The organism is Arthrobacter sp. BI5 (assembly GCF_056680065.1).
Genome location: NZ_CM155264.1, coordinates 851,021 through 866,005 on the forward strand (window position 1 = coordinate 851,021; position 14,985 = coordinate 866,005).

At 68.3% G+C, this 14,985-nt stretch carries 14 protein-coding genes; 11 read left to right on the forward strand and 3 right to left on the reverse strand.

All coding sequences use genetic code 11. The features are described 5' to 3' along the window. Positions 1–11 precede the first annotated feature (11 nt). From gcvT to AC1MED_RS04055, 4 genes are all read left to right on the forward strand, one after another. A complete protein-coding gene (gcvT, locus tag AC1MED_RS04040; protein ID WP_479785546.1) occupies positions 12–1,145 on the forward strand; it encodes a glycine cleavage system aminomethyltransferase GcvT in 1,134 nt (377 codons plus the stop codon). A 495-nt stretch (positions 1,146–1,640) separates the two neighbouring features. Continuing rightward, positions 1,641–2,024 carry a glycine cleavage system protein GcvH gene (gene gcvH, locus AC1MED_RS04045; RefSeq protein WP_346960096.1) on the forward strand — a complete coding sequence of 128 codons (384 nt, stop codon included), beginning with the start codon at positions 1,641–1,643 and terminating at the stop codon, positions 2,022–2,024. Next, positions 2,021–3,349 (forward strand): serine hydroxymethyltransferase, encoded by a 1,329-nt coding sequence (glyA, locus tag AC1MED_RS04050; protein ID WP_479785548.1) that lies wholly within the window; start codon positions 2,021–2,023, stop codon positions 3,347–3,349. Before gcvH ends, glyA begins: the two co-directional genes overlap by 4 nt. Positions 3,350–3,708: 359 nt before the next feature. Beyond that, on the forward strand, positions 3,709–5,121 hold the full coding sequence (locus tag AC1MED_RS04055; protein WP_479785550.1) for an L-serine ammonia-lyase: 1,413 nt from the start codon (positions 3,709–3,711) through the stop codon (positions 5,119–5,121). Between the two features lie 9 nt (positions 5,122–5,130). Here AC1MED_RS04055 and AC1MED_RS04060 read toward each other — a convergent pair whose 3' ends face one another. Beyond that, positions 5,131–5,685, reverse strand: a complete 555-nt coding sequence (locus tag AC1MED_RS04060) for a TspO/MBR family protein (protein WP_479785552.1) — start codon at positions 5,683–5,685, stop codon at positions 5,131–5,133. 136 nt (positions 5,686–5,821) lie between these two features. On the opposite strand from AC1MED_RS04060, the gene AC1MED_RS04065 reads away from it, so the two are divergent. Beyond that, positions 5,822–6,895 (forward strand): lipid II:glycine glycyltransferase FemX, encoded by a 1,074-nt coding sequence (locus AC1MED_RS04065; RefSeq protein ID WP_479785554.1) that lies wholly within the window; start codon positions 5,822–5,824, stop codon positions 6,893–6,895. 31 nt (positions 6,896–6,926) lie between these two features. Further along, positions 6,927–8,423, forward strand: coding sequence for a threonine/serine exporter family protein (locus AC1MED_RS04070; RefSeq protein WP_479785556.1), 1,497 nt, complete (start codon positions 6,927–6,929; stop codon positions 8,421–8,423). Positions 8,424–8,464: 41 nt separating this feature from the next. Here the strand turns inward: AC1MED_RS04070 and AC1MED_RS04075 are convergent, their stop codons facing one another. After that, entirely contained in the window at positions 8,465–9,304 is an 840-nt protein-coding gene (locus tag AC1MED_RS04075) for a siderophore-interacting protein (RefSeq protein ID WP_479785558.1), read from the reverse strand. A 26-nt stretch (positions 9,305–9,330) separates the two neighbouring features. Beyond that, positions 9,331–10,110, reverse strand: coding sequence for a uracil-DNA glycosylase (locus AC1MED_RS04080; protein WP_479785560.1), 780 nt, complete (start codon positions 10,108–10,110; stop codon positions 9,331–9,333). A 111-nt stretch (positions 10,111–10,221) separates the two neighbouring features. Here AC1MED_RS04080 and AC1MED_RS04085 point away from each other — a divergent pair, with 111 nt between their 5' ends. The 5 genes from AC1MED_RS04085 to groL all read left to right on the forward strand — a co-directional run bounded on the left by AC1MED_RS04085 (position 10,222) and on the right by groL (position 14,907). Continuing rightward, entirely contained in the window at positions 10,222–10,539 is a 318-nt protein-coding gene (locus AC1MED_RS04085; protein WP_479785562.1) for a DUF3263 domain-containing protein, read from the forward strand. A 91-nt stretch (positions 10,540–10,630) separates the two neighbouring features. Next, entirely contained in the window at positions 10,631–11,275 is a 645-nt protein-coding gene (locus tag AC1MED_RS04090; RefSeq protein WP_479785564.1) for a LytR C-terminal domain-containing protein, read from the forward strand. Between the two features lie 173 nt (positions 11,276–11,448). Beyond that, the gene (locus tag AC1MED_RS04095; RefSeq protein ID WP_175322015.1) at positions 11,449–11,652 is read left to right on the forward strand and encodes a cold-shock protein; all 204 of its coding nucleotides are present in this window, start codon (positions 11,449–11,451) and stop codon (positions 11,650–11,652) included. Positions 11,653–11,738: 86 nt separating this feature from the next. Continuing rightward, a complete protein-coding gene (locus AC1MED_RS04100; protein ID WP_479785566.1) occupies positions 11,739–12,971 on the forward strand; it encodes an ABC transporter substrate-binding protein in 1,233 nt (410 codons plus the stop codon). Between the two features lie 298 nt (positions 12,972–13,269). Beyond that, entirely contained in the window at positions 13,270–14,907 is a 1,638-nt protein-coding gene (gene groL, locus AC1MED_RS04105; RefSeq protein WP_346960625.1) for a chaperonin GroEL, read from the forward strand. Positions 14,908–14,985: the final 78 nt, after the last annotated feature.

The window sequence follows — 14,985 nt, forward strand, 5'->3', positions numbered from 1 at the left end:
GACAGCCAACGATGACTGAGAACTACACGGCACTGTACGAAGAGCACAAGAAGCTCGGCGCCTCCTTCACGGACTTCGGCGGCTGGCAGATGCCGCTCAAGTACAGCTCCGAACTCGCCGAACACCACGCCGTCCGCAAGTCCGCGGGCCTGTTCGACCTCTCCCACATGGGCGAAGTCTGGGTCACCGGCCCCGACGCCGCCGCCTTCCTGGACTACGCCCTGGTGGGCAGGATCTCCGCCATGGCGGTCGGCAAAGCCAAGTACTCGCTGATCTGCAACGAGGACGGCTGCATCATCGACGACCTCATCGCCTACCGCCGCGGCGACGAGAAGTTCCTCGTGGTCCCCAACGCCGGCAACGCCAAGGTTGTGGCCGCGGCCCTGGCCGAGCGGGCTGCTAAATTCGACGTCACGGTCCAGGACGCCTCCGCCGAGACCTCGCTGGTCGCGGTCCAGGGCCCCAAGGCCGAGGCGATCCTGCTCCGTCTGGTCCCCGCCGCGCAGCACGAGCTCGTCACCGGGCTGAAGTACTATGCCGCCGTCGACGTCCCGTTTATGGTCGGCGGCGCCAGCCGGGACCTGCTGCTGGCCCGCACCGGCTACACCGGTGAGGACGGCTTTGAGATCTTCGTGTCCAACGACGACGCCGCCGCCCTTTGGCAGGCGCTCATCGCCATCGCCGAGGAGGGCGAGCTGACGCCCGCCGGCCTCGCCTCCCGGGACTCGCTCCGGCTCGAGGCCGGCATGCCGCTCTACGGCAACGAGCTCTCCCTCGAGGGCGATCCCTTCGCCGCCGGGCTGGGCCCCGTCGTCGCGCTGTCCAAGGAAGGTGACTTCGTCGGCAAGGCGGCCTTGGCCGCCAAAAAGGAAGCCGGCGCCGGCGCCACCACCGGCCGCAAGCTCGTCGGGCTCAAGGGCCTTGGCCGCCGCGCGGGCCGCGGCCACTACCCCGTCCTGAAGGATGGCAACACCGTCGGCGAAGTCACCTCCGGCCAGCCCAGCCCCACCCTGGGCTACCCGGTCGCCATGGCCTACGTCGACGTCGAGTTCACCGAACCCGGCACGGCCCTGGACATCGACCTGCGCGGCAAAACGGAACCCTTCGAAGTTGTCGCACTGCCTTTCTACAAGCGCCAAAAGTAGCCCGGATCCGGTCCGGGAGCCGTCCCCGGTTCCGGGACCGGCCGTCTGGTCCCGACTCCGGGACCGGCGGGCCCCGGTTTTCACGCGTGCTGCTCCTTCGTCGCTTTGACGCACGCTTTCGAAAACCGCGGCCAGCCGGCCCCTCAAGGTCAGCTCACCTCCGGTTCCAATCACCTTGGGAGACGCCTTCGAAAGCCAAAGGTGCTGGAGCGCGCACCGCCTACCGCGGCCCGGCCCTCGTAGATCTCGACGGCCACTGTTTCTTTCCGGAGAACTGTTGGCCCCGAAACTGGACTGAATGGTAGCGGCGGGGGAGCGCCATCCGGAAGCGTGCGTCTAAGCGAGTGCCCCATCGTCAGGGTTCCCTGACCGAGCTTGCGAGGTTAGGGAGACGATGGGGTGTACGAGCGAGCACGCGGAGGATGGCGAACTCCGCCGCGTAACCCAGCCACAATTGATTTAGCCCACGACTTTTCAAACGTAAAGGAAAAACACATGGCAAAAGTTGCCCCTGAACTGCAGTACTCCGACGAGCACGAGTGGGTTGCCCGCGAGGCCGGGAACGTTGTGTCGATCGGCATCTCGGCCGTGGCCACGGATGCCCTCGGCGACATCGTCTACGTGGACCTGCCCGAGGTCGGCGCTGCGGTGACCGCGGGGGAGACCTGCGGCGAGGTCGAGTCGACCAAGTCCGTCTCTGACCTGTACGCCCCGGTGACGGGCGAGGTAACCGAGATCAACCCCGCCGTCGTCGACGATCCCGCGCTGATCAACAGCGATCCGTACGGCGCCGGCTGGCTCTTCAAGGTGGCCGCGGAATCCGACGGCCCGCTGCTATCCGCGCAGGACTACGCGTCCAAGAACGGCGGCGAACTGTGAGCGGCGCAGCGACCGGCACCGAAACGGTGTTCGAGCAGGTCGTTTCCCCGAGCCTGGACGCTGAGCTCTCCGCGCTGGACCCGGAGATCGCCGCGAAGATCGACGCCGAGCTGGGCCGCCAGCGCGACGGCCTGGAAATGATCGCCTCGGAGAACCACACGGCGAAGGCCGTCATGCAGGCGCAGGGCTCGGTGCTGACCAACAAGTACGCCGAGGGCTACCCGGGCAAGCGCTACTACGGCGGCTGTGAGCACGTCGACGTCGTCGAACAGCTCGCGATCGACCGGGTCAAGGCCTTGTTCGGCGCCGAGTACGCCAATGTCCAGCCGCACTCCGGCGCCCAGGCCAACGCTTCGGTCATGCACGCCCTGATCCGTCCGGGCGACACCATCATGGGCCTGAACCTGGCGCACGGCGGCCACCTGACCCACGGCATGAAGATCAACTTCTCCGGCCGGCTGTACAACGTCATCCCGTACCAGGTCCGGGAAGACGACCACCGGATCGACATGGCCGAGGTGGAGCGCCTCGCCCAGGAACACAAGCCGCAGCTCATCGTGGCCGGCTGGTCCGCGTACGCCCGCCAGCTTGATTTCGCGGAATTCCGCCGGATCGCCGACTCGGTGGGGGCCTACCTGATGGTGGACATGGCCCACTTCGCCGGGCTCGTGGCCGCCGGGCTGCACCCCTCGCCGGTGCCGCACGCGCACGTGACCACCTCCACGACGCACAAGACCCTCGCCGGTCCGCGCGGCGGCATCATCCTCTCGAACGACGCCGACATCGCCAAGAAGATCAACTCGGCCGTGTTCCCGGGCCAGCAGGGCGGGCCGCTGGAGCACGTCATCGCCGGCAAAGCCGTGGCGTTCAAGATTGCCGCCTCGCCCGAGTTCAAGGAACGCCAGGAACGCGTGCTGGCCGGCGCCCGGATCCTCGCCGAGCGCCTGGTCCAGCCGGACGTCACCGCCAAGGGAATCAACGTGATCTCCGGCGGCACCGACGTGCACCTGGTCCTGGTGGACCTGCGCAACTGCGAGCTGAACGGGCAGGAAGCCGAGGACCGCCTCGCGGAAATCGACATCACCGTCAACCGCAACGCCGTCCCGTTCGATCCGCGCCCGCCGATGGTCACCTCGGGGCTGCGGATCGGCACCCCGGCGCTTGCCACCCGAGGCTTCGGCGAAGCCGCCTTCACCGAAGTGGCGGATATCATCGCCGAGGCGCTGACCGCCGACGCCGGCGCGGACCTGTCCGGACTGAGCGCCCGGGTCGAGGCCCTCGCCGCCGCCCACCCGCTCTACCCGTCAGTCGCCAACCTGGGCTAACTGCGCTCTCGTGTCCACCCACGGGTGTGGCTGGCTCCGGGGCCGGCTCGCCATAGTTTTCACGCGTGCTCGCTCGTACCTCGCTTAGACGCACGCTTTCGAAAACTATGACGAGCCGCCCCCTCGGGGCCCGGCTCGCCGGTGATGGAGTCGGATGGTTCCAAGGGCTGCCCATGTCACCGCTTTGGCGACTTGCGTACGGCGGTCGGGTGGGGTCCGGAAGCGTGCGTCTAAGGGAGTGCGACGTCCGCTCAGCGGGCGGCGCCGACCGAGCACGCGGAGGAGCCCCGCCCAACCGCCACCCATCCCGACCCGAGACTTCGACCCACCCCGTGCAGTGTTTTAGTTAGGATTTAGTAATGGCTGTAGGCGTCTTTGATCTGTTCTCGATTGGGATCGGGCCTTCGAGTTCGCACACCGTGGGGCCGATGCGGGCTGCTGCCGTGTTTGCCGAGGAGCTCAAAGCCTCCGGGGACCTGGAGCAGGTCGCGTCGCTGCGGGTTGACCTGTATGGCTCGCTCGCCGCCACCGGCCACGGCCACGGCACCATGACGGCCATCCTGCTCGGCCTCGAGGGCTACCACCCGGAGAAGATCCTGCCGGAGGAAGTCGAGGGCCGCCTGGCCGCGATTGCCCAGACGGGTACCCTGCAGCTGGCCGGTAGCGTGCCCCTGCCCTACGGGGTGAAGGACATGGTGCTGCGGCCGCTCACGATCCTGCCCCGGCACACCAACGGCATGACGTTCACGGTCTCGGACGCCGACGGCGCCGTCGTGCACAGCGCCACGTTCTTCTCCGTCGGCGGCGGCTTCATCGTCCGCGAAGGCGAGGAAGACGCGGCGCTGAAGGAGCTCGACGAGTCCAAGAAGGAACTCCCGCTGCCGTTCCGCACCGCCGCGGAACTGCTGGGCCGCTGCCAGTCCAAGGGACTCTCGATCGGCGACATCATGCTGGTCAACGAGCGCGCCTCCCGCAGCGACGAGGAAATCCGCGAGGGGCTGCTGCACATCTACTCCGTCATGGCCCAATGTGTGGAAACCTCCCTCAAGCGCGAAGGGCTGCTTCCCGGCGGCCTCAAGGTCCGCCGACGGGCCCCCGACTGGCACGAACGGCTGATGAAGGAAAACCACGGCCAGGACCCGGACTACCGGGACCCTAAATACTGGCAGGAGTGGGTGAACCTGATCGCGCTGGCGGTGAACGAGGAGAACGCCTCCGGTGGCCGGGTTGTCACCGCGCCCACCAACGGCGCCGCCGGGATCATCCCCGCGGTGCTCTACTACGCGCTGCACTTCGCCCCCGGCATGGACAAAGCGACACAGCAGGACCGCGACGACGTAGTGGTCAAGTTCCTGCTGACCGCCGGCGCCATCGGGGTGCTGTACAAGGAACAAGCCTCCATTTCCGGCGCCGAGGTCGGCTGCCAGGGCGAGGTGGGCTCGGCGTCGTCGATGGCGGCCGCCGGGCTGGCCGAGGTCATGGGCGGCACGCCCCAGCAGGTGGAGAACGCCGCGGAGATCGCGATGGAGCACAACCTCGGCCTGACCTGCGACCCGATCGGCGGGCTCGTGCAGATCCCCTGCATCGAGCGCAACGCCATTGCCGCGGCCAAGGCCATCAACGCCGCCAAGATGGCCCTCTGGGGCGACGGCTCACACCGGGTCTCCCTGGACGAGGTGATCGTGACCATGCGCGAAACGGGCAGGGACATGAGCTCCAAATACAAGGAAACCGCGATGGGCGGCCTCGCCGTCAACGTGGTGGAGTGCTGATTCGCCGGCTCAGTTGTGCAGTGCCGCCCATAGGTTCAGCGACGAGGCGAACACAACCCAGGACAGGTAGGGGAGCATCAGCAGCCCCGCCGGGCGGCTGATCGGGCCGAAGCGCAGCACCGTGACCGCCACGGCAACGGCCAGCGCGGCGATGATGGCGAAGCCGATCCAAAGTGCCGGTGTTCCGAAGGCCGGGTACAGGCCGAAGAACACCGGAGTCCACAACAGGTTCAACACCAGCTGGACGGCGTACACGGTGAGCGCGGCCCTGCTGCCATCCGCCTGGCGGCGCCAGACCAGCCACGCCGCCACGGCCATCGCGGTGTAGAGGAGGGTCCAGACCGGACCGAAGAGCCAGTTCGGCGGGGACCAGGGAGCCTTGTCCGCGGCGGCGTACCAGCCGTCGACGTTGCTGGCGCTGGCCAGTCCGCCGAGCGCCGCCACCACTGCCGAGGCGCCGAGCAACACCAGCAGGCCCAGCGCCTGGGTGCCGGGCCGGCGCTTCCCGGCACCGCCCGGGCCGGATTGCGGGCGGGCGACGGGCGGTTCCGGCTGCGCTTGCATACCTCCAGCCTAGTCCCGGCGCCGGCGGCCGGCCCAGGGCCGCGGGACCCTGGGGGCCCTGGCCGCCGGATAGACTTGAGGCTGCATGTTCGCCATGCCGCCGAAGCTCGTTCCGCAAAGATTGGATACCGCACCCTTGCGAGAATTCACTGCCCGCTTTGCCTCCGCCGAAGAGGTCGCCAACTGGGACGCCCACGTCACAGCGAACCCTAACGGCGGGAATCTGCTTCAATCCGAGGCCTTCGCCGAGGTCAAACAGCACTTTGGCTGGAAGCCCCTGCACCTGGTCTACGAGACGGCTGATTACGCGAGCTACAACCTCGTCCTGGAAAAGTCGTTTCCCGTCCTCGGCAAACTCTGGTACCTCATCAAGGGACCGGACGTCGCCTCGGTGGAGGACATCCCCGGCATCGCGGCTGCCAACGCGGACTTCGTCAAGAGCGCCCGGCTGGGGGTCTTTGCCATCAAGATCGAGCCCGACATTGTCCTGTCCGAGGGCGCCCGGCGCGTCATCGAAGGCGCGGGCCTGGTCAAGACCCACAACCTGCAGCCCAACGACTCCACCGCGCTTCTGGATATCTCGCCGCAGGAAAACCAGCTGCTGCGCAACCTGCACTCCCGCGGCCGCAACGCTGTCCGGCGGGCCATCCGCGAGGGGGTCGAGGTCCACAACGTGGAGCCGACCGAAGAAAACTTCCGGGCCATGTACGCGCTGATGACCACCACCGTGGAGGCCAAGTCCCAGGTCCGGGTCCGCGAATACGAGTACTACCGCCAGTTCTGGACCAACTTCCTGGACCGCGGCCAGGGCCGGCTGCTCTTCGTCTATGAAAACGGTGTGCCCTCCGTCGGCGCCTTTGTGATCAACTACGGGCGCAAGGGCACCTACAAGGACGGCGGCTCGCTGCAAAAGCGCAGCCAGTACGGGGACTCGCACCTGGTCCAGTGGACGGCCATCAACCAGCTCAAGGAACTCGGCTGCACCGAATACGACTTCTGCGGCACCCCGCCCAGCGACCAGCTCAAGGACACCTCCAATCCCTTCCACGGCCTCGGCCTGTTCAAGACGAGCTTCAGCAAGACCGTCACGGATTTCGTCGGCTGCTACGACCAGGTCCTGAGCCCGCTGAAGTACAAGGCCTGGATGGCCGCCGGGGAGCGCGTCGCCCGCCAGTTGTACACGCGGCGCACGGGCCAGCAGTTCTACTAGACCGCCCGCAAGGTGAAGTGAGGAGGCCGGAATGACCAAACCACCCGACGGCCGCCGCGGGCCGCAGACGGACGGCCTGCCCCGGACCGAGCCGATGTCGCCCCTGCAGGTGCGCCAGAACGCCGCCGCCAAGCGCATGCTCCGCAGGCTGGTCCAGGGCGAGAACCCGCCCACCGCGCCGCTGAGCATCGTCGACCGGCTGGCCGGCAGCCCCTACGCCAACCCGATGATCCAGGTCGGCGGCGTGGATGCCTCTGCCCGCAAGACCATCGACTTTGCCCTCAAGCTCGCCGAATCGATGTTCCGGTACGGTGCCGGCGCGCTTGAGGTGGAGACCAGCATCATTGCCATCACGGCTGCGCTGGGGCTGAAGAACATTGAAGTGGACATCACCAACCAGTCGGTGGCCATCAACTACGCCCCGAAGGACCAGACGCCCATCACGCTGCTGCGCGTGGTGCGGTCCTGGACCAACAACTACGCCGGCCTGGCCCAGGTCCATCAGCTTGTCACGGACATCGTGGCCGGCGGGGTGGGGCGCGAGGAAGCCGTGCGCCGGCTCGAGGAGATCACGCACAGCCCGAAGCCCTTCCCGCGCTGGATGGTCACCGTGGCCTTCGGCGTTTTCTCCGCAGTGTTCGTCGGCGTGCTGGGCGGGGGACTGGCAGCATCAGGAATCGCATTCCTGTCCAACCTGCTGATCAGCCTCCTGGCGCGGCAGCTGGGCCGCTGGCGGACGCCGGACTTCTTCATCACGGCCGCGTGCTCCTTTGTGGTCACCCTGGTCGCGCTGCTGCTGTGGCGCTTCGGCAGCCCGCTGGGGATCAGCATCGCCCCCGCCATTGTGGTGGTGGGCGGCATCCTGCTGCTCCTGCCCACCGGACGGCTCGTCTCCTCGGTGCAGGACGCGATCAACGGCTTCCCGGTCACCGCCGCGGGGCGTTTCCTGTCCACCATGCTGACGTTCGGGGCGCTCGTCTCCGGGATCGCGGTCGGCTTCGTCGTCGGCGCGATGACCGGGATGGAAGCGATCGACGTCACCGAAACATTCCCGCCGAAGTATCCCTTGTGGGTGCTGGTACCGCTGGTGGCGATCGCCGTCGTCGCGATCGGCGTCACCGAGCAGACCTCGTTGAAGCTGCTGCTCCCGACGGCGGCCGTCGGCGTCGTCGGCCATCTGGTGCTGATCGGCGGGACGGCGGCCGGCATCGGCCCCCGGTTCGCCCCGGCCCTCGCCGCCGTGGTCATCGGCCTGCTGGCGCGGGTGGTGGCGCTCCGGATGGGCGCCCCGCAGCTGGTCGTGGCGGTGCCCGCCGCCCTCATCCTGTTGCCCGGGCTGACTATATTCCGTTCCATGTATGTATTGACGATCGAGGAATCCGAGATCCTGATGGGCGCCGGCGGGATGCTCAACGCCGGGGCGATTGTGCTGGGCGTCGCGGCCGGGATTGTGCTGGGCGACACGCTTGCCCGGCCGCTGACCCGGAGCCTGGCCAGCAACGAACGACGCCGGGCCCGGCGCCGCTAGACCGGCACGCGCCGCTAGCCGGCGTCGCCGGGAAGGGCCGGCTAGATCTTGCCGACGGGCAGTTTCTTCTCGGCCTGGAACTCGTCCTCCACCCGGCCCCTGGCCCAGTAGCCGGAGAGCGATACCTGGCCGCGTTCCAGGCCGCGCTGGGCAAAGAAGACCTCGCGCAGGGACTTCATGGAGCCGCGCTCCCCGTGCGCAAAGACGTGGACCCGTCCCTCGGGCCACTGCGCGTCGCGCACCGCCTCCACCAGCAGCCCGCCGTCGCCCGCCGGAGTGCCGCGGCGCAGCAGCCAATGCAGCTCAACCGCGGCGGGGGAGTCGATCGCCACGACGTCGGCGTCGCCGTCCACTTCCAGGAAGGCCAGGCCGCGGGCGTCGCGGGGGAGGGATTCGATCGCGGCGCTGATCGCCGGCAGGGCGGACTCGTCGCCGGCGAACAGGTGCCAGTCGGCCGCGGGGTCGGGGTTGTAGCCGCCGCCTGGCCCGGTGAACACGAGGGCGTCCCCGGGCTGGGCGGTGGCGGCCCACGGCCCGGCCAAACCTTCATCGCCGTGGATGACGAAGTCGATGGCCAGCTCGCCCGCGGCCGGATCGACCCAGCGCACGGTGTAGGTCCGGGTGTGCGGCCACTGCTCCCGCGGGTGCGACTCCCGGATGGCCCACAAATCCAACGGCTGCGGGTAATCGACCCCGGGCTGCGGGAAGGCGATCTTGATGTACCGGTCCACGTAGTCGTTGTTGACATAAGCGGCGAAGCCGGGGCCGCCGGCGACGATCCGGACCATGTGCGGTGACAGTTGCTCGCGGCGCAGGACCGTGAGGTTGGTCTGCGGCCGGGAGTTCCGGTTGGCGGTGGTGGCCGCGGGGAGGGAAGTCATGCAGCTAAGCCTAGCCAAGAGCCGGTTCAGGGCAGCGGCGGCAGTTCCCAGTCGACGGTCCCGTCACCCTGGGCGGCGAGCAGCTCGTTGGCCCGGCTGAATGGCCGCGAGCCGAAGAAGCCGCGGGCGGCCGACAACGGGCTGGGGTGGGCGCTGGCGATCACAGCGGCAGAGCCCAGCAGCGGCCGGACGCCCTCGGCGTCCTTGCCCCAGAGGATCACCACGAGCGGCGCCGTGCCGCCGTCGTCGCCCCGCCGCTGCGCAACGGCGCTGATGGCGGCCGCCGTGACCGCTTCCCAGCCCTTGTTGCGGTGCGACCCGGCGGCTCCGGCGCGCACGCTGAGGACCCGGTTGAGCAGCAGCACCCCCTGCTCCGACCACCGGCTGAGATCGCCGTGCACCCGCGGCGGCAACCCCAGGTCGGCGTCGAGCTCCTTGTAGATGTTGGCGAGGCTGCGCGGGATAGGCCGGGTGCCGCCGTCCACCGCAAAAGACAGCCCGACGGCGTGGCCCGGCGTGGGATACGGGTCCTGGCCCACGATCAGCACCCGGACGCCGGCCAGCGGCTGCCGGAAGGCCCGCAGCAGGTTCGAGGGGGCCGGCAGCACCTCGTGGCCGGCGGCGGCCTCGGCGGCGACGAATTCCAGGGCCGCCCGCAGCTGCCCCTCGACGGGGGCCATCGCCGCGGCCCAGTCGGGAGCGACCAGTGACTCCAGCGGCAGTTGCGCCAGCGCCGCGAAGTCCTCCGCGCCGCCGGCCGCGGGTTCGAACTGGAAGAGCGCCTCGGAATCAAACGAATCAAACACGGTCCCATTCTCGCAGGACACCCGCCGCGGCTCGGGGCCAGCCAAATGACAAGCCTGTTATTCGGCCGTAACATGTGGGGAGACCCAACCGACCGAGCCAGGGAGTGTGCAGTGGCAGAAGCAGCACCCGAGTACCTGCCCGCGGAAGACGCCGGCGAGGCTCCGGCCACCGACGACTCGCCGCTGAGCAGCCGGGAGCAGCAGATGCTCGCCCTGGAACGGCAGTGGTGGAAGTACGCCGGCGCCAAGGAACAGGCCATCCGGGAGCTTTTTGACCTCTCCGCGACGCACTATTACCAGATCCTTAACGCCCTGATCGATACCGAGGCGGCGCTGGCCCACGATCCCATGCTGGTCAAGAGATTGCGTAGACTACGTACGTCACGCCAACGTGCCCGGACGGCACGCCGTTTGGGCTCGGACGCGTAAACGCGCGTAAAGTCCGGCCGGAGACGCGGTAATCCGCGTGGATTCCGGCGCCGGACCACCAGCCAGAAATCAGCAAGGACGTCGTTTTACCATGACCAAATACGCTCGGGATGAATTTGATCGGGTCCCGGAGACCTCCACGCGCCAGGGTGTCCACCGGGCAGTCTCCGCCCCCGCCGCCCGCCGCTTGGGTGCCATCCTGGCCGTCGGGGCCGCAGCCTTGGCGATCGGCCTCGTCGCGTTCCTCCTGCTGCCCAAACTGGGCTTCGGTGCCAGTTCCGCCGTAACTGCGGACCAGGCCGTCAGCAACTCGGAGGCCTCACAGGCACCCACCACCGCCGCGGCGGGCAGCACGCCGTCCGCCAGCAGCACGCCGACCGGCAGCCTTGCGCCGGCAGCCTCCAAACCGACCCCCTCGGCGACCCCCTCTGCCACCCCCTCGGCCACGACGGGCGGCACCGTGGACAAGACACAACCGGTGGCCGTCTACAACGCAACCGGGACGGCGGGCCTGGCCGGCCGGGTCGGCGCCACGGTCACCGCCGCCGGCTGGGCCGCCGGCCCGCTCGGCAACTGGGGCGGCGCACCCCAGCAGACCTCCGTGGTCTTCTACAACGGCCCGGCCCAGAAGGCCAACGCCGAGGAGTTGGGCTCGCTCCTCGGAATCGGCACCCTGGTGGATTCGGCCGAATTCCAGATGCCGCTGGTCGTGGTCCTGGGCCCCGGGTTCCAGTAAGGCCCGTCGGCCCGCCGGCTTCGGTTACGCCTGAATAACTATTCCGGGCGGATGCGTGCCCGTGCCGGCACCCGGGCGGAGGCCTGTGGGTACAGTGACTGCGGACTTCGTTTCGCATACCGCGGCGCACATCGGGGTGGGCCGTTAGCAAGCTAGCTGAAAGTGTGGAGAACATGGCACTGGGGACCGTCAAGTGGTTTAACGCCGAGAAGGGCTACGGCTTCATCACCGTCGACAGCTCCGGGGCGGACGTCTTTGTGCACTGGTCTGCGATTGCCGGTGAAGGCTACCGCGCCCTGGCCGAGGGCCAGCGGGTGGAGCTGGAAGTCGGCGAGGGCGAAAAGGGCCCGCAGGCCGAAAGCGTCCGGCCCGCCTAGTGGCTTCCTTCGCTGCGGAAGCTGACCCCGGGAACATCGAGCGCCGGCGGAACGCCCGGCGATTCCGCCGCGCCGCAGCTACCGGCATGGCCGCCACCCTTGCGTTGGCAGCCTGCGCCGGTCCGACGGGCAACGCCCGGCTGGACCCGGCCGAGGCAAGCGGCGACGGCACGCTGCGGATCGGCCTGATCCTGGACAACACCGGAACGCAGGACTTCCTCAACGCGCCGCAGCTGGCCGCGGCAAAGTTGGCCGTCAAGGAAATCAACGCCGCGGGAGGCCACAAAGGCAAACCAGTGGAACTGCTGCCGTCAGCGGTTGGCACGGATACCGCCGCACAGGCCAAGGACCTGGTGGCGGCCAAGGCCGACGTCGTCATCGGACCCACCGACTCCAGCCGGGCCGCTGGCGCCATCGACGTGCTTGCGCGGGCCAAGGTCGCGATCATCTCCCCGGCGAACACCGCACCCGGGCTGAGCACCTACAAGAGCGGCGGCTACTACTTCCGCACCGCCGCCGCCGACGTGGCGCAGGCGTCGATCCTCGTCAAGCTCGCCAAGGACGGCGGCGCCAAGACCATCGCCGTCGTGCACGAGGAAGGCGACTACGGCAAGGACGTCTCCGTCGCCGTCGCGGCGGCCGCGAAGGCCGCGGGCCTGGGCACCGCCGTCGACGCCGAGTTCAAAGCCGGCCAGGCGCAACAGGCGGCAGCAGCCGCCAAGGCAGCGGCCCCGGACGCCGTCGTGCTGGTGGCCCGCGACGGCGCCCAGGGCGCCATTGCCGAACTCAACAACGCGGGCCTGGCCGGGAACAAGCTCATCCTCAGCGACGGTGCGGTCAACCAGTACGGGGCCGGCCTCGGCTCCAAGGCCCTGGACGGCGCCCGCGGGGTCTTGCCCGGGACTTTCCCCTCCGCGCACTTCCAGGCCGAACTCGTGGCCGTCGATCCGGACCTCAAGGACATGGCCTTCGCCGCCGAGACCTATGACGCCGTCAACCTCGCCGCCGTCGCTGCCGCCGCGGCAGAGGACGACGCCGGCACCTCCATCGCCTCGAAGCTGCTCACCGTATCCGGCGGCACGGGGGAGAACAGCGGCGCCGGCGCCCCTTCCGGGGAAGCTGCGGCGTGCAAGTCTTACCGGGACTGTGTGGCCGCCCTCCGGGCCGGCAAACGCGCCGACTACGACGGTGCCTCCGGCCCCATCAACTTCGACAGCAACGGCGACGTCACCGCGGCCGCCTACATGGTCTATAGCTACGGCGCGGACAACACCGCCAAGATGACCGGCAGCGAAACCGCCCGCAGCACCGGCTCTTGATCGCTGGTAGCGAAGCGGCCCGGGCAGTGGGGCCACCGTCCGCCGCCACTGCTTGCACTCTCCCCGGGGGAGTGCTAATTATTGAGTTAGCACTCCCGCGTATTGACTGCTAACACGACGCCCGGTTTAGGCCGGCTGCGGCCGTGGGAGCAGGCGGTCCGGGAGCGAGAGAAATACCTGGCTGGGGTGAGATCCCCGGCCCGGCGGCGTACAGAGGCTGCCGGGCAGGAATCGTCCGTCGCGGGCACCAAAGCCCAGGTTCATTCTTAACGACTGTCCCGAAAGGACTACTGCCGTTATGGCCAAGATCATTGCATTTGATGAAGAGGCACGCCGCGGTCTTGAGCGGGGCCTGAACATCCTCGCCGACGCCGTCAAGGTCACCCTCGGCCCGCGTGGACGCAACGTCGTCCTCGAAAAGAAGTGGGGCGCCCCCACGATCACCAACGATGGTGTTTCCATCGCCAAGGAGATCGAACTGGACGACCCGTACGAGAAGATCGGCGCCGAGCTGGTCAAGGAAGTTGCCAAGAAGACCGACGACGTCGCCGGCGACGGTACCACCACGGCCACCGTGCTGGCCCAGGCCCTCGTCAAGGAAGGCCTGCGCAACGTCGCGGCCGGTGCCGACCCGCTCTCCCTGAAGCGCGGCATCGAAAAGGCTGTTGACGCCGTCACCCGCGAGCTCCTGGCTTCCGCCAAGGAAATCGAGACCAAGGAAGAGATCGCCGCCACCGCGTCCATCTCCGCCGGCGACAACGAAATTGGCGCCCTGATTGCCGAAGCCCTGGACAAGGTCGGCAAGGAAGGCGTCATCACCGTCGAGGAGTCGAACACCTTCGGCCTCGAGCTGGAGCTCACCGAGGGCATGCGCTTCGACAAGGGCTACATCTCGGCTTACTTCGTCACCGACGCCGAGCGCCAGGAAACGGTCCTTGAGGACCCGTACATCCTGATCGTCAACTCCAAGATCTCCAACGTCAAGGAACTGGTTGCTGTCCTCGAAAAGGTCATGCAGTCCAACAAGCCGCTGCTGATCATTGCCGAGGACATCGAGGGCGAGGCCCTGGCCACCCTGATCGTCAACAAGATCCGCGGCACCTTCAAGTCCGTCGCCGTCAAGGCGCCGGGCTTCGGCGACCGCCGCAAGGCGCAGCTGGCCGACATCGCCATCCTCACCGGCGGCCAGGTCATCTCCGAGGAAGTCGGCCTCAAGCTCGAGACCGCCGGCCTCGAACTGCTCGGCAAGGCCCGCAAGGTTGTTGTCACCAAGGACGAGACCACCATCGTCGAAGGTGCCGGCGACGCCGACCAGATCGCCGGCCGTGTCTCCCAGATCCGTGCCGAGATCGAGAACTCCGATTCCGACTACGACCGCGAGAAGCTGCAGGAACGCCTGGCCAAGCTGGCCGGCGGCGTTGCAGTCATCAAGGCCGGTGCCGCAACCGAGGTTGAGCTCAAGGAACGCAAGCACCGCATTGAGGACGCCGTCCGCAACGCCAAGGCTGCTGTCGAAGAGGGCATCGTCGCCGGCGGTGGCGTTGCCCTGATCCAGGCCGGCGCCAAGGCGTTCGCCAACCTGCAGCTCGAAGGTGACGAGGCAACCGGTGCGAACATCGTCCGCGTAGCCATCGACGCCCCGCTGAAGCAGATCGCTTTCAACGCCGGCCTCGAGCCCGGCGTTGTCGTGGACAAGGTCCGCGGCCTGCCCGCAGGCCACGGCCTGAACGCTGCCACCGGCGAGTACGTTGACCTGCTGGCTGCCGGCATCAACGACCCGGTCAAGGTCACCCGCTCTGCCCTGCAGAACGCGGCTTCCATCGCCGGCCTGTTCCTCACCACCGAGGCCGTTGTGGCCGACAAGCCGGAGAAGAACGCTCCGGCCATGGGCGGCGGCGACGACATGGGCGGCATGGGCGGCATGGGCGGTTTCTAACCACCCGGCTTTCCAGCCCTGAACGCCCGGCCTGACGGTTTCCCGTCAGCGCAGTACGTTCGACGACGGCGGTCCCAC

Excerpts from the sequence above, each read along its gene's own strand:
- gcvT (WP_479785546.1), top strand. The coding sequence starts at position 12 with ATGACTGAGAACTACACGGCACTGTACGAAGAGCACAAGAAGCTCGGC.
- gcvH (WP_346960096.1), top strand. The coding sequence starts at position 1,641 with ATGGCAAAAGTTGCCCCTGAACTGCAGTACTCCGACGAGCACGAGTGG.
- AC1MED_RS04055 (WP_479785550.1), top strand. The coding sequence starts at position 3,709 with ATGGCTGTAGGCGTCTTTGATCTGTTCTCGATTGGGATCGGGCCTTCG.
- AC1MED_RS04060 (WP_479785552.1), bottom strand. The coding sequence starts at position 5,685 with ATGCAAGCGCAGCCGGAACCGCCCGTCGCCCGCCCGCAATCCGGCCCG.
- AC1MED_RS04070 (WP_479785556.1), top strand. The coding sequence starts at position 6,927 with ATGACCAAACCACCCGACGGCCGCCGCGGGCCGCAGACGGACGGCCTG.
- AC1MED_RS04075 (WP_479785558.1), bottom strand. The coding sequence starts at position 9,304 with ATGACTTCCCTCCCCGCGGCCACCACCGCCAACCGGAACTCCCGGCCG.
- AC1MED_RS04090 (WP_479785564.1), top strand. The coding sequence starts at position 10,631 with ATGACCAAATACGCTCGGGATGAATTTGATCGGGTCCCGGAGACCTCC.
- AC1MED_RS04095 (WP_175322015.1), top strand. The coding sequence starts at position 11,449 with ATGGCACTGGGGACCGTCAAGTGGTTTAACGCCGAGAAGGGCTACGGC.
- AC1MED_RS04100 (WP_479785566.1), top strand. The coding sequence starts at position 11,739 with ATGGCCGCCACCCTTGCGTTGGCAGCCTGCGCCGGTCCGACGGGCAAC.
- groL (WP_346960625.1), top strand. The coding sequence starts at position 13,270 with ATGGCCAAGATCATTGCATTTGATGAAGAGGCACGCCGCGGTCTTGAG.